The sequence below is a fragment of the Wenyingzhuangia aestuarii genome (assembly GCF_011927765.1).
Taxonomy (GTDB): Bacteria; Bacteroidota; Bacteroidia; order Flavobacteriales; family Flavobacteriaceae; genus Wenyingzhuangia; species Wenyingzhuangia aestuarii.
Genome location: NZ_JAATJG010000016.1, coordinates 63,702 through 84,932 on the forward strand (window position 1 = coordinate 63,702; position 21,231 = coordinate 84,932).

Annotated in this window: 16 protein-coding genes; 3 read left to right on the forward strand and 13 right to left on the reverse strand. The window is 31.2% G+C overall.

What is annotated here, in order from left to right:
* From GGR97_RS13660 to GGR97_RS13680, 5 genes are all read right to left on the reverse strand, one after another.
* Complete coding sequence (locus tag GGR97_RS13660; RefSeq protein ID WP_167899092.1) at positions 1-876, reverse strand: hypothetical protein; 876 nt, start codon at positions 874-876, stop codon at positions 1-3.
* 1 nt (position 877) lies between these two features.
* On the reverse strand, positions 878-2,023 hold the full coding sequence (locus tag GGR97_RS13665; protein ID WP_317165755.1) for an MBOAT family O-acyltransferase: 1,146 nt from the start codon (positions 2,021-2,023) through the stop codon (positions 878-880).
* Positions 2,024-2,297: 274 nt separating this feature from the next.
* Positions 2,298-4,874, reverse strand: a complete 2,577-nt coding sequence (locus GGR97_RS13670; protein WP_167899093.1) for a DNA gyrase/topoisomerase IV subunit A — start codon at positions 4,872-4,874, stop codon at positions 2,298-2,300.
* Positions 4,875-4,910: 36 nt separating this feature from the next.
* Positions 4,911-6,767, reverse strand: a complete 1,857-nt coding sequence (locus GGR97_RS13675; RefSeq protein WP_167899094.1) for a DNA topoisomerase IV subunit B — start codon at positions 6,765-6,767, stop codon at positions 4,911-4,913.
* A gap of 97 nt (positions 6,768-6,864) precedes the next feature.
* Entirely contained in the window at positions 6,865-7,761 is an 897-nt protein-coding gene (locus GGR97_RS13680; RefSeq protein ID WP_167899095.1) for a DMT family transporter, read from the reverse strand.
* A 281-nt stretch (positions 7,762-8,042) separates the two neighbouring features.
* On the opposite strand from GGR97_RS13680, the gene GGR97_RS13685 reads away from it, so the two are divergent.
* Both GGR97_RS13685 and GGR97_RS13690 read left to right on the forward strand, forming a co-directional pair.
* The gene (locus GGR97_RS13685; RefSeq protein ID WP_167899096.1) at positions 8,043-9,128 is read left to right on the forward strand and encodes a T9SS type A sorting domain-containing protein; all 1,086 of its coding nucleotides are present in this window, start codon (positions 8,043-8,045) and stop codon (positions 9,126-9,128) included.
* A gap of 137 nt (positions 9,129-9,265) precedes the next feature.
* Positions 9,266-10,933: a sulfatase family protein gene (locus tag GGR97_RS13690; RefSeq protein ID WP_167899097.1), complete on the forward strand. Its 1,668-nt coding sequence runs from the start codon at positions 9,266-9,268 to the stop codon at positions 10,931-10,933.
* Between the two features lie 60 nt (positions 10,934-10,993).
* On the opposite strand, the gene GGR97_RS13695 is transcribed toward GGR97_RS13690, so the two are convergent.
* Complete coding sequence (locus GGR97_RS13695) at positions 10,994-11,446, reverse strand: DUF1569 domain-containing protein (protein ID WP_167899098.1); 453 nt, start codon at positions 11,444-11,446, stop codon at positions 10,994-10,996.
* Positions 11,447-11,617: 171 nt separating this feature from the next.
* Positions 11,618-12,709 carry a redox-regulated ATPase YchF gene (ychF, locus tag GGR97_RS13700; RefSeq protein ID WP_167899099.1) on the reverse strand — a complete coding sequence of 364 codons (1,092 nt, stop codon included), beginning with the start codon at positions 12,707-12,709 and terminating at the stop codon, positions 11,618-11,620.
* Positions 12,710-12,864: 155 nt separating this feature from the next.
* On the opposite strand from ychF, the gene GGR97_RS13705 reads away from it, so the two are divergent.
* Positions 12,865-13,254 carry a DUF2721 domain-containing protein gene (locus GGR97_RS13705; protein ID WP_167899100.1) on the forward strand — a complete coding sequence of 130 codons (390 nt, stop codon included), beginning with the start codon at positions 12,865-12,867 and terminating at the stop codon, positions 13,252-13,254.
* A 19-nt stretch (positions 13,255-13,273) separates the two neighbouring features.
* Here GGR97_RS13705 and GGR97_RS13710 read toward each other — a convergent pair whose 3' ends face one another.
* Genes GGR97_RS13710 through GGR97_RS13735 form a run of 6 tightly spaced genes read right to left on the reverse strand, consistent with a single transcriptional unit; the run spans position 13,274 to position 21,129 of the window.
* Entirely contained in the window at positions 13,274-15,466 is a 2,193-nt protein-coding gene (locus GGR97_RS13710; RefSeq protein WP_167899101.1) for a glycoside hydrolase family 2 protein, read from the reverse strand.
* A 28-nt stretch (positions 15,467-15,494) separates the two neighbouring features.
* Complete coding sequence (locus GGR97_RS13715) at positions 15,495-16,793, reverse strand: TRAP transporter large permease (protein ID WP_167899102.1); 1,299 nt, start codon at positions 16,791-16,793, stop codon at positions 15,495-15,497.
* A complete protein-coding gene (locus tag GGR97_RS13720) occupies positions 16,793-17,293 on the reverse strand; it encodes a TRAP transporter small permease (protein WP_167899103.1) in 501 nt (166 codons plus the stop codon). Before GGR97_RS13720 ends, GGR97_RS13715 begins: the two co-directional genes overlap by 1 nt.
* Position 17,294: 1 nt before the next feature.
* The gene (locus GGR97_RS13725; protein WP_167899104.1) at positions 17,295-18,260 is read right to left on the reverse strand and encodes a TRAP transporter substrate-binding protein; all 966 of its coding nucleotides are present in this window, start codon (positions 18,258-18,260) and stop codon (positions 17,295-17,297) included.
* Positions 18,261-18,270: 10 nt separating this feature from the next.
* Positions 18,271-19,683: a glucuronate isomerase gene (gene uxaC / locus GGR97_RS13730; protein WP_167899105.1), complete on the reverse strand. Its 1,413-nt coding sequence runs from the start codon at positions 19,681-19,683 to the stop codon at positions 18,271-18,273.
* 45 nt (positions 19,684-19,728) lie between these two features.
* Complete coding sequence (locus tag GGR97_RS13735; RefSeq protein WP_167899106.1) at positions 19,729-21,129, reverse strand: sulfatase; 1,401 nt, start codon at positions 21,127-21,129, stop codon at positions 19,729-19,731.
* Positions 21,130-21,231 lie beyond the last annotated feature (102 nt).

A 21,231-nucleotide genomic window follows, 5' to 3' on the forward strand; every position in this document is an offset into this window, starting at 1 on the left:
TTAAAAAAAATCATTGATAATAACTTCGGTAAACTCCTTTGCTCCATCAATATTTAAATGTGAACAATTACTGAAGTTATTATCATTTTTGATAGACCTTGAATAATCATAAAAATTATTAACTACAGAATCTAACTTTTTAACAAAGCCGTTATCTATCATTTTACTACAGTAGGGAGCTATAAAATAAATAGGCTCAACCCCCATGCTTATACAGGTATTGTTAATTTTATTGTAAATTTTTGAATGACTAATAATGCTTTTAGGTAATTGTTCTTTTGCTAATTTAGAATTGCCATATTTTGGTGTAAAACCATCCTCAAAAGAGATTCGTGGCTTTTTATTCAACAAAGAACTAACAAACTCCCTAAAACCAATACTGTAACTATTTGTTAAGTACCTGTAAAAAGGTATGTAATAGTTCTTATTAAAATCTGTATCTGTTTTTTTAAATATTTCTCTAATATTTTTTTTTCTTATTAGTGGTAAAAGGTTACTCTTACTTCTGTCTGAAAAAGAATTATCTTTTGAATTATACATATAATCTAGCTGTACAAATATTCTGTCAAAAGTAACTTTGTTTTTTTTTAGCAAATCTAACATTAACCAATTATCACCTAAAGTTGCCCCTTCTAATCCCATATTAAGAATTGTAATATTGTTTTCTTTAAACATAGAGGTTACTATTGAATTCTGTACTCTTGAAGACCCCAAGAACAAAACATCATAATGTTTATCTTTTAAAGACAATGCATACCTAACCTTGTTTCTAGGAATTGTTTTTTCTATTACAGTTGTGTAGACAATATCTAGTAAAACAGCAATAAGCAATAACGAGAATACAATACTGATAATATATTTTAAGAATTTTTTCATTTTAAAATTGGAAATAAATAAAGTCTTTTTGATTTGAAAAAACACCTAACATTATAATTAACAAAAGAACACTTACTGTTTTTAAATAAGAGTACTTACCCAATAAAGGTGTTTCTTTATTTATCCCTATTAGCTCTAAAATTAAAAACAATGTTATTAAAGGAATCATTTCAATATTGTATCTATCAATACTCAAGTATTTTATAGGATTAGATATATCAAACTCAAATATTTTTTTAATGTAGCCAAAAGCAATGGTTAGCGAATTTGCTCTAAAAAATATCCAAGCAAAACAGGTAATCGCAAAAGTCATCATCATTTTTAGAATTGACAGAACTGAAAACTCAATTTTATCTGTATATTTTCTATTATTGTTTAATAACATAGATGGTATAAAATAGATTGCATTTAAACCTCCCCAAAACAGATAAGTCCAATTAGCTCCATGCCAAAACCCGCTTATTAAAAAAATAACAAATACATTTCTAACTTGTAATCTTTTACTCCCTCTTGAACCTCCCAAAGGAATGTAAATGTAGTCTTTAAACCATGTGGTTAAGGATATATGCCACCTTCTCCAAAATTCTGCAATATTTCTTGAAAAATAGGGAGTTTTAAAGTTTGGGAGTAAATTAAAACCAAGCAATCTTCCTGTTCCAATAGCAATATCTGTATACCCACTAAAATCTCCGTAAATTTGAAAAGCAAAATAAACAGCTCCTAATATTAAAGTTATTGAATTCTGTGATTCATATTCACTAAAAATATAATCTACATATACGGCACAACTATCTGCAATTACAACCTTTTTAAATAAACCCCAAATAATTAACTCTACGCCACTTTTTGCAAAGTCAAAATTAAACTTTTTGTTCTTATAAAACTGAGGTAATAAATTAGTAGCTCGCTCAATAGGTCCCGCCACTAATTGTGGAAAAAAAGTTACAAACGATGCAAAAGCTATAAAATCTTTTGTGGGTTTTAATTTAGCTCTATAAACATCAATAGTGTAACTTAATGTTTGAAATGTATAAAATGAAATACCTACAGGCAAAATAACATTTAATGTTGATAGTTTTAGATGTACACCTAAAACAGAACATAAATCCTGAAAACTATTGGTGAAAAAATTATAATATTTAAACACAAGCAAGAGCCCTAAATTAGCTATAAGGCTTAGCCATAAATAATTCTTCTGTTTTCTTTTATTTGTTGATTTGTATATTTTTTTAGCAAGATAGAAATCTAATAGCGTGCTAAATAGAATTAAAAATAAAAATCGATAGTCCCACCAACCATAAAAGATATAACTGGCAGCAAGTATAAATATATTTTGTTTTTTAACACTCTTAAACAAGAACCAAAAAGCAAAAAAAACAATAATTATAAAAACTAAAAACGTTAAAGAGTTAAATAGCATATTAAAACAACGTTGGTTGATCTTTATCATTTACCTCTTCTTCATCTTCTACTTCAATTTCATCTTCAGCAGGTTCATAAGGTGAAGGCTCTAATCTATTCACTAATTTTATTTTATCTTCTGTTAATTGATTTCCTAAGGCTTTAATCCCTTTTACAGCAATAAAGTCCTCCAAATCAACTACCATATTTTCTATGTTTCTTTTGCTAAACACTACCTCTACATTAGGTCTAAAATCCGTTACTACAATTTGTAATTGTGTTTTAGGATGTTCGCTAATAAACATCTCTTCTTTGTCTGGAGCATCTATTACAAAACGTTTTACGTAATATTTTTCTTTTTCTCCTTCGTAGTAAACAGCAGAAATAGGCTTGTTAGGTTGCCATTTTTCCAACACAACCATATCATCATCAAAATGTGTGGTTAAAGCAGGAGTAATGGTTTTTATTTTTCCAGATTGCGTTGCTATTAATAATTTATCTTTAGAAGTAAACTCTCCTAACAACTCTCCTCTACCATCTACATTTAAACGTTGTACAGTATCATCAAACCAAATTTTACGTGGCTTTAAGGTAGAAGTACCTGCCGATTTAAATTCAATTCTTTTTACAGGATATTTGGTCATTAAATTTCCTTTTGAAGAACGACCTTTAATTAACAAGTCAGAAAAATCTATATCCCATTTTGTTTTTTTAAGCCCTGCTAACGCTTTTAGTTCTATGGTAACAGTTTCGGCTTCACCATTTGGATTGGCTGTAAAATACCAAACTACAGACCCTTTGCTTCCAGCTGTTAAATCGTATTCACGATCTCTGGTAACAGAAGTTACATTAAAACGTTTCATATAACTAGGTCCGCTACGTCCATCTCTATACATCATGTTGTAAATGGTACGTTTGTCTCCTTTTTTAAAGATGGCAATATGTATAATATCTTTACCTACAAATGTTTTTTGTGCTGCTTTGGTAACTATCATTACTCCGTCTTTACGGAAAATAATTACATCATCAATATCTGCACAATCTGCAACAAATTCATCTCTTTTTAACGATGTACCTACAAAACCTTCGGCTCTATTTACGTACAATTTCTCATTACGCATTACTACTTTAGTAGCTTCAATATCGTCAAACGTTTTAATTTCGGTTAAACGGGTTTTGTCTTTTCCGTATTTTGTTTTTAAACTTTTAAAATAATCAATGGCAAACTCAACCAAATTATCAAGATGATGTCTCACTTTAGCAATTTCATCTTCTAAACTTTCTATGATTTGTTTGGCTTTGTCAATATCAAACTTAGAAATACGTTTAATTCTTATTTCTGTTAAACGAACAATATCTTCTTCTGTAATAGCTCGCTTTAAATGTGCTATGTGTGGTTTTAATCCTTTATCTATGGCTTTAATTACCCCTTCCCAAGTACTCTCTTCTTCAATATCTCGATAAATTCTGTTTTCTATAAAAATACGTTCCAAAGAAGCAAAGTGCCATTTTTCTTGCAACTCACCTAACTGAATTTCTAATTCTCGTTTTAGCAAATGCAAGGTATTGTTTGTTGATATTTTTAAAATATCGGACACTCCAACAAACACTGGTTTGTGATCTTGAATAACACAACACAACGGAGAAATAGAAATTTCGCAATTGGTGAATGCATACAAGGCATCAATGGTTTTGTCTGGTGAAATTCCTGATGGTAGGTGAATTAAAATTTCAACATTTCTGGCCGTATTGTCTTCTATCTGTTTTACTTTAATTTTTCCTTTATCGTTGGCTTTGATAATAGATTCTATTAAAGAAGATGTAGTGGTGCTAAATGGAATTTCTGTAACCACCAATGTTTTTTTATCTAACTGAGATATTTTGGCTCTTACTCTTACTTTTCCACCTCTTCTACCATCATTATAATTGGTAACATCGGCAATTCCTCCGGTTAAAAAATCGGGAAGAATGGTAAAGCTTCGTCCTTTTAAAATTTTAATAGAAGCATCAATCAACTCATTAAAGTTGTGTGGTAATATTTTGGTAGACAAACCTACAGCAATCCCCTCTCCCCCTTGTGCCAATAGCATTGGGAATTTTACAGGTAAATTAATAGGTTCTTTTCTACGACCATCGTAAGAAGATTGCCACTGAGTTGTTTTAGGGTTAAAGACAACTTCTAAAGCAAATTTAGACAAACGAGCCTCTATATAACGAGCTGCTGCTGCACGGTCTCCTGTAAGAATATTTCCCCAGTTTCCCTGCATATCTATTAACAATTCTTTCTGACCAATTTGCACCATGGCATCAGAAATGGAAGCATCACCATGCGGATGATACTGCATACAATGCCCTACCAAATTGGCTACTTTGTTGTAACGACCATCATCCAAATCTTTCATAGATTGCATAATACGTCTTTGCACGGGTTTAAAACCGTCAGCAATAGCAGGTACTGCACGTTCTAAGATTACATAAGAAGCATAATCTAAAAACCACTCTTTGTACATTCCTGTAACTTTGGTAATGGTCTCTTGACTTTCTACCTCATGATTTTCAAATTCGTTTTCTTCTTGATTGTTGATATCGTCTTGCATACTTTTTTTATGATGCTTTTTATAATTGTTTATTCTTTACTCTTCTTCAATAATATCTAACTCATACTTTAAGTTATCTATAATAAACTCTTGACGAGTAGGTGTATTTTTTCCCATATAGAATTCTAACATAGATTCTATAGATTGTTCCCTATCTAACATTACAGGATCTAAACGAATGTTGTCTCCAATAAAATGTTGAAATTCATCTGGAGATATTTCTCCCAATCCTTTAAATCGGGTAATTTCTGGCTTTCCTGTTAACTTTTCAATCGCATTTTGTTTCTCCTCTTCGGAATAACAATAAATGGTTTCTTTTTTATTACGAACTCTAAACAACGGAGTATCTAAAATATATAAGTGTCCTTCTTTAATTACCTCTGGAAAAAATTGTAAAAAGAACGTAATTAACAACAAACGAATGTGCATACCATCCACATCGGCATCGGTTGCTATAATTACATTGTTGTATCGTAAATTTTCTATACCATCTTCTATATTTAACGCTGCTTGTAACAGGTTAAACTCTTCATTTTCGTAAACAATTTTTTTGGTTAATCCGTAACAGTTTAAAGGTTTTCCTTTTAAACTAAATACTGCCTGTGTATTTACGTTTCTAGATTTGGTTATAGATCCACTTGCCGAATCTCCCTCGGTAATAAATAAAGAAGTGTTTAAGTGTCCTTCTTTTTTAGAATCTGCCAAATGAATTCTACAATCTCTTAACTTTTTATTGTGTAAACTTGCTTTTTTGGCACGTTCTCTAGCTATTTTACGAATTCCAGACAATTCTTTACGCTCCTTTTCTGCCTGCATTACTTTGCGCTGAATAGCTTCGGCAGTAGTAGGATTTTTATGTAAATAATTATCTAGCTGTGTTTTAACAAAATCATTAATATAAGTTCTAACCGTTGGCAACTCACCTCCCATTTCGGTAGATCCTAATTTGGTTTTGGTCTGACTTTCAAAAACAGGTTCCATTACCTTAATAGAAACAGCAGACACTATGGATTTACGCACATCCGAAGCTTCAAAACTTTTCCCAAAAAACTCTCTAATTGTTTTTACAATAGCTTCTCTAAATGCATTTTGATGTGTTCCTCCTTGTGTAGTATGTTGTCCGTTTACAAAAGAATGATATTCTTCACTATACTGGGTTTTACTATGAGTCATGGCAATTTCAATATCATCTCCTCTTAAATGGATGATTGGATATGCCATGGTATCTTCATGAATGTTTTCTTCTAATAAATCTTTCAATCCATTTTCCGAAAAATATTTTTCTCCGTTAAAAACAATGGTCAAACCTGGGTTTAAGTACACATAGTTTTTAATCATTTTAATTACATATTCCTTACGGTATTTGTAATTTACAAAAATAGAAGCATCAGGATTAAAGATTACCCTAGTTCCTCTTCTAATGGTAGTTGTTTCTAAAGGAGTTTGATTGATTAATTCTCCTTTTTGAAATTCAGCCGTTGTTGTTTGTCCATCTCTAATAGATTGGATAGAAAAATTACTAGACAATGCATTTACAGCCTTGGTACCTACTCCGTTTAATCCTACAGATTTTTTAAAAGCACGAGAATCATACTTACCTCCGGTATTCATTTTAGAAACTACATCTACTACTTTTCCTAAAGGAACTCCACGTCCGTAATCTCTAATTTTAACCTCTTCATCTTTTACAGAAATCTCTATTGTTCTTCCTGCTCCCATAACAAACTCATCAATAGAGTTGTCTATCACCTCTTTAATCAAAATATAAATACCATCATCTTGCGATGAACCATCTCCTAGCTTTCCAATATACATCCCTGGTCGCATTCTAATATGCTCTTTCCAGTCTAACGATCGTATATTATCTTCTGTGTATTTAGTTTCTTCACTCATGAACAAAGTTCTGATTTAGGTTATTGTTAAATTTAAGATTTTATAAGACTTCATCAACAGTAGTCTACAAGTAATTATTAACAGGTTTTTAACGGAGTTATTTCTCTTTTTTTGATACAATTCTTACTCCTATAATAACCACAATTACTCCTATAGATTGTACAAAAGTAATACTTTCTCCTAATACTAAAGTTGCCAATAAAATAGTAAAAATAGGACCTATACTTCCTATAATTGCAAATTTAGAGGCTCCTAGTTTTTGAATAGCAAAAGACACCAAATAAGAAGGTAAAACTGTACAGAAAAAAGCCATAGCCAAGCCGTAAAAATAAACTTCTTTTGGATAATTTAAAATAGATATTCTATTGGTGCATAAATAATGTACAAATACAGAGCTACAAGCAACTATCATTGCTAAAGATGTAAACCTTAACGTTCCAAACTTTGGAATTAACCAACCACTTCCCACCAAATAAGAAGCATAGGTTAAGGCACTTATAAAGATAAACCCTGCTCCTAAAAACAGATTTTCATTATTGTTAATTTGTAATTCTGAAGCAAATGTTAAAAATACTCCAAAATAGGTAATTAAAATTGCCCAAATTTGCTGTTTGGTAATTTTTGTTTTTAAGAAAACGGCTCCAATTAACACCACCAAAGTTGGATACACAAATAAAATAATTCGTTCTAAACTAGCCGTTAAATATTTTAATCCATAAAAATCAAAAAAGCTAGCTACATAATAACCTATTACTCCTAAAAACAGTAACCATATATAGTGTTTTCTTTCTACATTTATTTTTTGCTCCTTTTGTTTTACCAGCAAAACAGCAATGTAAAAAGGAATTGCAAAAAGCATTCTTAATAACAAAACGTGAATAGTAGGTACATCAAACTGATAAACCAACTTTACAATAATTGCTTTTGATGAAAATAAAAAAACAGCTAACAAAGCTATTAAAATACCTAAGGTATTTTGAGATACTTTTTTCATGATTATTTGGGAAGGAAAGATTGAAATCTTTGACAAAAATGAGAAATTAAAAACTAGTTTTCGTTGTTTATTACAAGTAGTTATTCAATATTTTTTTACTGTAAACCCCTCCAACTTTTTTTCAACACTCTAACAAGAAAAAACACATAAAAACCTACATATAAGCTAACTAACAAATAATTTTAGTTAATCTGTTATAGTGATTAGAACATATCATCTATTCAATTATTCTTTTATCATTTAATTTTACAACTATTAACTAACTATTTATTTTTTATATGATGAAAAAACTACTTTTAATGGTCGGAATTATGGCCTCGCAATTAATTACAGCACAATCTGTTACTATTGATACTGCTCCTAGTAGTGCTGAAATTGGAGAAACTATTACTATAGCAATTACTTTTGATACTGGAAATACCGATGAAGCAACCGAAATTTATTATGAATTAAGAGATGTTACCGAAGGAGTTAGCCTTTGGAAATATTCTCAGTTACTTTCAATTACTGCTGCTAGTTCTGGAACACATAGTACAACTAACTTTACCATTCCTACAACTTCTGGAGGAGTAGATTTAGATGACACTAAGGATTATCAAATAGTTGTAAACTACAAAATTGGATCAGCATGGGGTCCAGGAAACACTCAATCAATAGATATTACTCCTGCTCCCGTAACAGAATCTTGGTCATGGGGAGACAACTTAGTATTTACTCCTGGAACAACTCTAGATGTACCTATTAAATATACTTCTGAGGAAGATATTGCAGCGGGAGGTATTAAATTTGTTATTTGGACAGAAACAAGAGGAACTGTAAATGATGTAAACCTTTTCTCTGATATTTGGTATGGTGCATTTTCAAACCCTAGTATATTACCTGCAGGAACAAATGTAGAAACTACTATTACAATTACAGCTCCAAACGGAATGATCAATCCATCTACTAGTAAAACGTATTTATCTTCTGACTTAACAACTTGGGATCCAAATGCTGGAGATGCAGGAAGAAACTATGTGGATCATGAAACAACTCCTGCTCCTATCTACACATACCAGTTTAGAACAGCTCTAGGAACAGATGCTAGTTTTCAGGTAAAACCGGGTAGTACAGATTTTACAATATCAGAATCTTTAAGTACTAATCAAGCAGAATTAAGCAAAATAGCTGTATCTCCTAATCCTACTACTGGAATTCTTAATATTGCAGATTTAGACGGAGTAACATCTATTTCTATCCTTACTTTAACAGGGCAAGTTGTAAAAGAATTTGATGTTAAAAGCACTATTAATATTTCTGATTTAACTCCTGGAGTTTATATTTTATTAACAAACAATGGAAAATATAAAAAAATCATTAAAAATTAATTTTAAGATTTTTTATAAAAAAGACGACCTCTCTTGGTCGTCTTTTTTGTTTATTAACGGATATTGTCACTAAAAAAAACATCTGTTTTCCTTAGTTAGAAGGAATACTTCTAATTTTACAAGACAAAATTAAGTACATGAAAACACAATCACTGTTATTAGGTTTTTTAACCTTACTATTCATCTCGGTACAACACCAGACTATGGCTCAAAAAAAGCCAAATATACTTTACATTATGTCTGATGATCATACTTCTCAGGCCTTTGGAATTTACGGAAGTAGATTAGCTCCGTTAAACCCAACTCCAACCTTGGATAAAATTGCCAACGAAGGAATGATTTTTGACAATTGTTTTGTAACCAATTCAATTTGTACTCCAAGTAGAGCTTCTATTATTACAGGACAATACAGTCAAAAAAATGGAGTTTTAGATTTAGAAGGAGATGTAGAAACTGCTCATCATTATTTACCTCAAGAAATTAAAAAATTAGGGTACCAAACTGCCTTAGTAGGAAAATGGCACTTAGGAAATAGACCCGATTTTGATTACTATAATGTATTTATGGAGCACGGTCAGCAAGGTTCTTATTTTGATCCTAACTTAACAGAAACAGGAATGAACTATGCAAAATATGGTTCTAAAAATTACGAAGGAAAAGTTCACAAAGGACATAGTTCTGATGTAATTACAGATATTACTTTAGATTGGTTAGAAAATAAGAGAGATAAAAACAAACCTTTCTTTTTAATGCATCAATTTAAAGCTCCTCATGATGATTTTGAATACGCTCCTCGTTACAAAGATTACTTAGAAAATGTTCATATTCCAGAACCAGCAAGTTTATACAACAACGGAAACAACGGTTCTGTTGCTACTCGTGGTAAAGACGATTCTTTAATTCACGACATTGGTTCTTCTGTTTCTAAAAGAAATACCATTAGACACATGGGAATGCGTATGTGGAGTAAAACATATACCAAAAACAACAATCCTAACTTAGACATTGAATCGCCTAAATGGTTAGAAGGTGACGAGTATACTCATGAAACCTACCAAGAATACGTAAAAAGATATTTACGTTGTGTAAAAGGTGTAGATGATAACGTAGCTAGAATAGTAGAATATCTTAAAAAAGAAGGATTGTACGATAACACTATTATTGTATACACAGGTGATCAAGGATTTATGTTAGGAGAACATGATTATATTGACAAACGTTGGATGTACGAAGAATCTATGAGAATGCCTTTCTTTGTTAGATACCCTAAAAAGATAAAAGCAGGAACAAGAACAGATGCTATTATTAACAATACAGATTTTGCTCCAACATTAATTGACTTAGCAGGAGGAAAAGCTCCTAAAAAAATGCAAGGAAACAGTTTTGAGTACATTCTTAAAAAAGGAAAAGAACCAAAAAATTGGCAACAATCTACTTACTACAGATATTGGATGCACATGGCACATGCACATGCAAATCCTGCTCACTTTGGTATTAGAACCAAACAATATAAATTGATTTTCTTTTACGGTAAATATTGGGTAGATGTTCACAAACCTGGTGCTGAATGGAATAAAAAAAGTTGGGGTAACAGATTTACAATGGATACACCTGTAGCTTGGGAGTTTTACGATTTAAGTATAGATCCTAAAGAAATGAATAATGCTTACAACGATCCTAAATATAAAGATGTTATTGCGGACTTAAAAGAGCAATTAAAAGCAAAACGTAAGGAATTAAATGAAGAAGATGGAGACAAATTTCCTCACATTCAGAAAGTGATTGATAAACACTGGAACGATTAATTTCTTTTCAAATACATTCTATAAAAAAAGAGAGCTATTTTACAATAGCTCTCTTTTTTATTATACTCCAAACTGACTTAAATGGTGATCTAAATGTTTGGCAAACATGGTATTCCATTCTTTTTTTGACAAAACTCCAAAAGAATGAGACTCTTTTTTATCAAAATAGCTTTCTCCTAATTGCTGAGTCTTATTTATATACTCAATCAAACGTTTTTTTTCAACTTCAAATTGTTTCTCATCAGCAACAATAAACTCAGGTGCTGTTGGACTGTTCTTTTTATAAGGTTTGTCTCCAACCACAATTCCTTTCACAAATAATTTTAATAAAAACTTTTTTATCGCTTTTGCTTTAGGATGAATGCCATCATATATAAATTCATAAGTTACATTACAATGCGCTAACATTTGTGCTACATTCATTTTTCCCCAACTAGGTTGGCTACTAGGTTCTAATTTTTCTATACGCTTAATAATTTCAGCAGTATCAGTTATTTTAAATACATTTTTCATTTTATGATGATGGTTTGTTAGATAGATGTTTATTATGGATTTAAATATATTCTTTTTAAAAAAAACTAATGTAACCTTATAATTAAATACAGATAAAATAAAACTCTCTATAATAACAAAAAAGAGAGCTTTTAGGCTCTCTCTTTAATTTATATAACTAATTACAGATACTTAAACATTAAATCTAAAGTTCATCATATCTCCATCTTGTACAATGTATTCTTTACCTTCTACAGATAATTTACCCGCTTCTTTTACCTTAGCTTCATTTCCTAAAGCAACGTAATCATTATATTTAATTACCTCTGCACGAATAAATCCTTTTTCAAAATCTGTGTGAATAACTCCAGCAGCTTGTGGTGCTGTGTCTCCAATATTAATAGTCCAAGCTCTTACTTCTTTTACACCTGCAGTAAAGTAAGTTTGTAAGTTTAATAATTTGTAAGCAGAACGAATTAATTTGGCAGCTCCTGGCTCTTCTAATCCAACATCCGATAGAAATTCTTTACGCTCTTCGTAACTTTCTAATTCATTAATATCAGCCTCTGTACCTACTGCTAACACCAATACCTCAGCATTTTCATCTTTAACAGCTTCTTTTACCAATTCTACATATTCATTTCCATCAACAGCTGCTTCTTCATCTACGTTACAAACGTACATTACTGGCTTAATGGTAATAAACTGTAAAGGCTTTACAAACACTAATTCTTTTTCTGTAAACTCTAAAGCACGAACTGAAATTCCAGATTCTAAAGAAGTTTTAATTCTATCTAAAACATCAAATTCAGCCTGAGCTTCTTTATTTCCTGTTTTAGCTAATTTTTTAACTCTTTCTAAACGTTTTTCTACCGTTTCTAAATCTTTTAATTGTAATTCAATATCAATAGTTTCTTTATCTCTAATAGGATCAATAGAACCATCAACATGAATAATATTATCATCATTAAAACAACGCAATACATGTAAAATTGCATCTGTTTCTCTAATGTTTGCTAAGAACTGATTTCCTAACCCTTCTCCTTTACTAGCTCCTTTTACCAAACCAGCAATATCAACAATCTCTACAGTTGCAGGAACAACTCTTTCTGGATTTACCAATTCTTCTAATTTTTCTAATCTTGGATCTGGAACATTTACCACTCCAATGTTTGGTTCAATAGTACAAAACGGAAAGTTTGCACTTTGAGCTTTTGCATTAGACAAACAATTAAATAAAGTTGATTTTCCAACGTTTGGTAATCCTACAATACCTGCTTTCATGAGTTATTTATTTTAAGAAGTGGCAAAGATACAATCTATAATCCAAAGTTTGAAACTATTAGACCTGCTAAAAATTCAAACAGACATATTTTAAATGCTCTATTATCCATTAGATTCTTTGTACTTTTAACTATCAATTTTATAAAACTGTTCCCATGAATTTAACAATGAGCATTCCCGCCCTTTTGTTTCCTGCCATTTCTTTAACCATGTTAGCTTACAATGCTCGTTATTTAGCTATTGCTGCCTTGGTTAGACAGTTACATAAAGAGTACAAAACTTCTCATGAAAAAAATATTGGCGTACAAATAAAAATACTTAGTAAACGATTAACTTTAATAAGAGCTACTCAAGGTTTTGCTATCTTAAGTTTTATGGGAAGTGTACTTACCATGCTACTATTGTTTTTAACGCTACCTATTACTGCTGATGTTGTTTTTATATTTAGCCTTAGCTGTATGATGCTTTCTTTGATTTTATTATTTATAGAAATTCAGGTTTCTACCAAAGCACTACAAGTACAGTTAAAGGATATTAAAATTTAATTGCACCTAATTTTTGGTACTATTGTCCAAAACCACCATCTCCTTTAACACGGGTTTTTATTTTTTCTTCGGGTTTTATAGATTTCGATTTAGGATCAAACTTCCATACCGTTTTATCTTTAATCGTTTTTCCATTTTTTTTAACAGAAACCTCTATTTTATTATTACCTTTTTTAAGCACAATATCTTTCCAAATAACAGTTTTATAATCATCTACTTTAGCCGTACCAATTGTTTTTCCGTTTACTTTTAATTTCACTTCTTTAGCAACATTGCAATAAACTTTAATAGGTGTTATAGCCTTATTTCTAATTTTATGACGTTTACTAGTTATGTATAATACAGGTTCTTTAGACCAATTTGATTTATAAAAGAAAAAAGCATCTTTTTTAATCTTTCTATCAAAAGTTACCAAACCTTTATCGTTAATTCCTTTTTGCCCACCTTCATTACGTTTAGCCGCACTAAAATCAAACATATTCCAAACAAATGACCCCCAAATATAAGGTGTAGTACTGTAGCGTTTCCAAGCAGCTTCATGTACAATACTTTGCCATTCTTCAGGATGCCAAAAACTTCTAGGTATAGGTTGTAACGGATTTTGTTCATGGTGTTCAATATTTGCTCCAGCTCCATATTCACTAAAACAAAAACCTCCTGATTGACTTGTTGGCACGTACTTATCCCACTGATTGGGATTGTATAAGTCAGCAATAGGATCATACCATCCTGGATATCTATTCCATCCTAAAAGGTCTGGAATCCTGTTCATTTCAGGTGCTGCATAATGACTCGTAGCCGCTATTGTAGGTCTTGTAGGGTCTTCTACAGAGGCCATATTTTCTAAATCTACAAAACTTCTATGCGGATCTTCTTTAGAAGTATGTACTTCATTAAACAATCCCCAAGCAAATACACTTGTATGATTAACTTGTTGTCTAATTAATTCTAAAAGTTGATCTCTAGAGACTTTAATAAAGTCTTCTTTATTCATAATACCTCCAACCTGAGGTATTTCCGACCAAACCAAAATCCCATTTTTATCGCATAATTCCATTAAATAATCACTGTGCTGATAATGTGCACAACGTAAGCCATTGGCTCCCATTTCCATAATTAAAGCAATATCTTCTTCTAGATCTTTATTTGAAACAGCCCATCCTTTTCCTTTTCTATCTTGATGCTTAGATACTCCTTTGATACGATATGGTTTACCGTTTAGAAAAAAACCTTTCTTTGGATCAATTTTATATGATCTTAGACCAATATTATGTATTAATTCATCTATGACTTTTCCTTGAGATTTTATAGCAATTACTGCTTTATATAAATAAGGATCAATAGTACCTTGCCATAAATGAGGATTATCAATTTGTAATTTTAATTTAAAGGGAACAGTCAATTTAGGAGATAAGTTGATTTGTCTTTTTCCTGATGTAACTAACTTTCCTCGATCATCATAAACGCTTGCTTCTAAATCGTACAATCCTTCAGGTATTACTTGGTCTAGTTCTTTAGGAAAGTGATCGAATTTTAATCCTTGTTTAGTACCATTATTAATCCAAGCAATAACATCTAAAACAGCTTTTTCCTTAGAAACGCTAGTTTGTAAATATTTTACACCTGAACTTGCATAATCTGTAAGGTTAAATGAAATATCAGAAGCTTCAATTAAATGAACAGAACGATAAATCCCTCCGTACACATTAAAATCTCCACCTAGGGGAGCAATAGACATATCTTTTTTATTAGAAGCTTTTACTGCTAAAATGTTATTACCATTAGTAGCATACTTAGTGATTTCAAAACAGAAAGCTCCAAAACCTCCTGAATGATTCCCTACTAATTTTCCATTTAGATAAACTTCAGCTTTATAACCAACAGCCTCAAAACGAATATAATATCTTTTGTTTTCTTTAGGATTGATTACAATTTTTTTTCGATACCAGCCAGAGCCTCTATAAAACTTATTATCTCCTTTCTCTGCTTTTTCCCATCCCCAGTTATGAGGGATATTTACAATTTCCCAACTTGAAGTATCAAAATCTCTATTTTGGGCCTTTAAAAAATCACCTTTTTTAAAAGCCCAACCATCATTAATGATTTTATCAATTCTACTTTCCGTTTTTAACCCTTGGCTATAAACAAAATTTAAATTCAAAAAACTTACTAAAACAGTAACCTTAAATACATTTTTTAATTTTCTATACATAATAACTCATAATTTTAAAATTTAAACATTACTTCCCAAATAAATTAGGCAAAAACATACTTATTGATGGAATAAAGGTCACCAACATTAACACTACAATCATAACTGCTAAAAAAGGGAGCAAAGGTTTAACCACTTTACTTACTTCTATTTTGGCAACTCCACTACCAATAAACAAAAGTGTTCCTACTGGTGGAGTACAAAGTCCTATACATAAATTTAGCACCATAATAATTCCAAAATGAACTGGATCTAAACCTAATTCTGTAGTAATTGGTAAAAATATAGGAGTAAAAATTAACACTGCCGGAGTCATATCCATAAATGTACCTACTATTAAAAGGGTAATATTAATAGCTAATAACATGGCTACAGGACTGGTAAAATTGTCTAACATTAATCCTGATATTAACTGAGGAATACTGTTGTAGGCAAACAACCAAGACAAGGCCATAGATGTACATATTAAAAACATAACTATTGCCACAGTTCTTGTACTTTTTAATAAAATTTGTTTTAAATCTTTAAGGGTTAATTCTCCGTAAAAAAAACTTAATAACAATGCATACAAAACAGCTACTACAGCTCCTTCTGTTGCTGTAAATACTCCAAATACAATTCCTCCAACAACAACAACTATCATTAAAACACTTAGAATAGCTTTTCTAAAATCGTTCCATAATTGCTTTAACGAAACTCTTTCTTCTTTTGGAAATTTATGTTTAACGGCAACAATGGCTGCCCAAGTAATAAATGCTAGTCCTAATAAAATACCTGGTAAATAACCTGCTAAAAATAAAGACTCAACAGAGGCTGCTCCTCCACTTGCCAAAGCAAAAACAATTAACACATTACTAGGTGGAATAATTAACCCAACGGTAGAAGCCGTAATATTTAAAGCTGCACTAAAAGGTTTAGGATAATTTTCTTCTTCCATTCTATCTGACAGAACTCCTCCAATTGCCGTTGCTGATGCTGCTGCAGATCCTGAAACAGCACCAAAAAACATTGCTGATATTACATTTACATACAACAGTCCTCCTGGAAAACTTCCTACTAAGGATTTAGAAAAATTAATCAATCTATTGGCTATTCCTCCTGTATTCATAATATCTCCTGCCAGAATAAAGAATGGAATGGCAAGCAAAGCAAAACTATCTATACCAGTTGTCATTTGCTGACAAATAGTAGTAATAGCAGGTAACACAGGTAAATAAATTAATAAGGTTACAATAGTTGATATTCCTACACTATAAGCCACAGGAACTTTTAACATCAACAAACCAAATAAAACTGCAAACAATATAATAACTCCGTAAATTTCCATTAGTGTGATGATTTTGATGATAAAAATGTAGTTCTGTTTTGTTGATAGGTTCGGATATGATAACAGCTAAAAAATACAATTAGCAGTCCGCTAATAGGAACTACACTATAAACAATTCCTACAGGCCAATTTAAAGACGGAGACAATTGTTTTAACTTTAAGGTGATGTACATTAAATTTAGCCCTCCAACAATCATTACAAAAAAGGCAAATAGTATAATACAAATTTCTATAAACAACGAAATTCTATATTTATTTGCTTGTGATAATTTTGCATAAACAAAATCAATAGCCATTTGACCTTTATAACTTCTAGAATAAGCAGTTGCCAAAATAGATAACCAAATCAATAAAAATCTTGATAATTCTTCTGTAAAACCAGAATTTATTTTTCCATAACGTGCAATTACTTGCCACAATACATCAATCACTAACACCAGAAAAATGACGATTAACGTATATTCTAAAAACTTACTTAATTTTTTAAAAAGCTGTTCCATTTTACTTAGTGTTTTGTATTCTCTGAATATAATCTTTCATTACAGGGCTGCTAAATGAACTTAATACCGTTGCTGTTTTCTTTGCAAAATCTTCCTTATTAGGACTATAAATTTCGACTCCTGCATTTTTTAAAATTTCTAAACTTTCTATTACAGAATCTTCCCAAAACTTTTTTTGTGCCTGAGCAGAAATTTTAGCTGCTTTATAAACCCATTCTTTTTCCTGTTCAGAGAGCTTCTCTAGAAATTTTGTACTAATCATTAAAATGTCGGGTACAAAAGTATGTCCATCTAATGTGTAGTATTTACAAATTTCAAAATGACGAGAAGTCACAAAAGAAGGTGCGTTGTTTTCTGCTCCATCAACAACTCCTTGTTGCAAAGCAGTATACAGTTCTCCATAAGACATTGGAGTTGGAGAACCTCCTAAGGCACTTACCATTTTAATTGCCGTAGGGTCGTTCATTACCCTAATTTTTAAACCATCTACATCCTTAGCGGTTTTAATTTGTTTTTTAGACGTATAAAAGCTTCTACTTCCAGCATCGTAAAAACACAATCCTTTTAACCATCTTTCTGCTCCTTTTTCTAGTAGTTCATTTCCTACATCTCCTTCTAAAACATTAAAACAATGTTCTTTATCTCTAAAAACATAAGGAATCCCTAACACACTATATTCAGGTACAAAATTGGCTATGGTAGCAGCACTTACCTTAGTCATAGCTACACTACCTATTTGCAATAATTCTAAGACCTCTCTCTCATCACCCAATTGACCGTCTGCATAAATGTTAATTTTTAATTTACCTTCGGATAATTTTTCTAATTCTTTTTGAAATACCACAATTCCCTTATGTACCGGATGCGATATTGGCAAACCATGTGCTAAGGTTAATACTTTTTTATCAGAAATTTGAGTGCAAGAAAAACCTAGCAATGCGATTAATAGATAGGATACTATTTTCATAAAATGTTCTTTAAAAATTAAAATAATTAATGGCATTGTTATAACAGATGTCTTCTATCATTTTTCCTAATAATCCCATGTCTTTTGGAATTTCTCCATTTTCTACATCTTTGGCTATTTCGTTACACAAAATTCTTCTAAAATATTCATGACGAGGAAAAGACAAAAAGCTTCTACTATCTGTTAACATTCCTACAAAACGACTCAACAAACCAATATTTGATAAAATATCTAACTGTGCTTTCATTCCACTTTTTTGATCTAAAAACCACCAAGCAGAACCCCATTGCATTTTTCCGGGTGTTCCTCCGGTATTAAAGTTTCCCATCATGGTAGCAAACACTTCATTATGCGCTGGGTTTAAATTGTAGGTAATTGTTTTTGCCAATTTATTTTCACTATCTAATCTATCAAAAAACTTAGATAATTGCGTTGCAAAATTGTAATCACCAATAGAATCACAACCAGCATCGGCTCCAAATTCTTTTATCAACCTAGAATTGTTATTTCTAATAGGTCCTAAATGATACTGTTGTGCCCAATTTTTAGCATGATACATGACTGCTAAATGATACAATAAACAAGAACGATATTGTTCATTTTCTTGTATAGATAACTCTGTTCCGTTTATTTTTTTATGAATAATATTAGAAACTTCATCTTCATCAAAAGCATTAAAAACCAAAGAACCTGTTAAACCAAAATCTGACAAACGACAACCTACACTTGCAAAAAAGTCTATACGTTGTTGAATGGCTTTTAATAAACTTGGTAAATCTTTTATATCTACATCTGCTACTTTGGCTAATTTATTTACATAAGACACAAAACTATCTGCTTCTATATGAATAATATTATCAGCCCTAAAAGTTGGTAATACTTTGGTACTAAAATTTCCCTTTGCTATTTGAATGTGATATTTTAAATCGTCTGTAGGATCATCGGTTGTACACACAATTTCTACATTTGCTTTACGTAACAAATCTTGTGGAGTCGTATTTTGTAAAACTTTAGAGGTTTGATTGTAAATTTCTTTACAGTTACTAGGTTGCAAAATATCTGTAATTCCAAAATACTTTTTTAATTCTAAATGAGTCCAATGGAACAAAGGATTTCTAACGGTATAAGGAACGGTTGCTGCCCATTTTTCAAATTTCTCATAAGAGGTTGCGTTTCCTGTAATATACTTTTCATCCACACCATTGGCTCTCATCCCCCTCCATTTGTAATGATCTTCAGACAACCAAGCTTCTGTTATATCTTTAAACCCCTTATTTTTAGCAATTTTTTCTGCAGACAAATGGTTGTGATAATCTACCACAGGCATTTTTGCTGCATATTGATGATATAATATTTTTGCTGTTTCATTTTCTAGCAAAAAATCATTGTTCATAAAATTGCTATCGTTCTTAATTGGCTTCATTTTAGATCTCTTTTATTCCTAATATTATACTTATCAAACAGAATTTTATTTAGCATATTTCTGTTTCAACATTATCTTTAATTCTTTTACCAATTTTGGATATTCTGATGCTATATTTTTAGTTTCGTATGGATCTATTTGATGATCATACAATTCAGTTCCATTTCCTGACAGAATAAGTCTATATCTATCTGTCCTAATGGTTTTAGTAGCTCCCCTATAACTATAAGCTATATGTCCTTTTTCTACGGGATTTTCTAGAATTGATTTTAAAGAAACTCCTTGCGTAAAATTAGGTATTGATAATCCTGCTAAATCGCACAACGTAGGAAAAACATCTACTGTTTCTACTACTGCTTTGGTTCCTTTTCCACACTGTTTTATACTAGGATCTAGAATAATTAATGGTGAGTGTAAAGCTTCTTCAAACAAACTATGTTTTCCCCAAATACCATGGTCTCCTAAACTCCAACCGTGATCTCCCCATAACACAATAATGGTGTTTTTGTATTGTTTTGTTTCTTTTAGTTTTTCTATTATTTTTCCAACCTGTGCATCTGCATAAGTTACACAAGCTGCATAGTGTTTACGGACTTCTTTAGCAAACTCTTTATCTTTTCTAGGATCTTTACTCCATGTATTGTATCTAAAAAACTCTCCTGACCCATGCCATGTAGATGGATAGTTAGGTTTATTAGGATGTGGAATTTCTGGAATTTGTACACCATCATACATATCATAATATTTCTTAGGAGCTCCAAAGGGCAAATGCGGTTTGATAATTCCTACTGCAAAAAAGAATGGTTTTTTATTCTTACTCAAAATTTCTAACTCCTCTATAGCTTTATTAGCAACCAAACCATCTGGGTAAATAGTATCTTCTCCTTTGGTAGATTGAAAAACATCCATAGTTCCGGACTTTCCTCTTATCTCTCCATTTGCCAGTCCATGCATAGTTCCTCTTGGGTGTTGCCACTCTTTAACAGGCATCATACTTTTATCCCAAGCATTGGGCATTTCAATTACATTAGGATCATTCCAATCTTTACCTCCTAAACCACCAGGATGATGAGATACTTTTCCTAAAGAAACAGTTGTATATCCATTATTTTTAAACCACTCGGGCATAGTTATGTTAACGTTTTCTTTATTCTCCTTAATCTTTTTTGCTCTAAGAAAAAGTGCATCATTTTTAGAAAAACCATAAGTTCCGGTTAACATTGTATACCTAGATGGACCACAACTAGGTGAATTTACATAGTGATTGTAAAAAGCTGTTCCTTTTTTAGCCAAGGCATCAATATTTGGAGAAATAATATAATCCGCACCAAAAGATTTTAACTCTGTTCTTAAATCATCAATGCAAATTAGCAATACATTTTTTTTGGTTTGTGCCTGTAACTGCATTGTTACTATGCATAATAATATGATCTCTATTTTTTTCATCTTTTTATTTCTATCAGAAAACACTTACACTATTTAACTTTAGCTATTAAGATGTTTTTTTACCCACACCTTTCGTGTACGAACACGAAATTACACAAATAT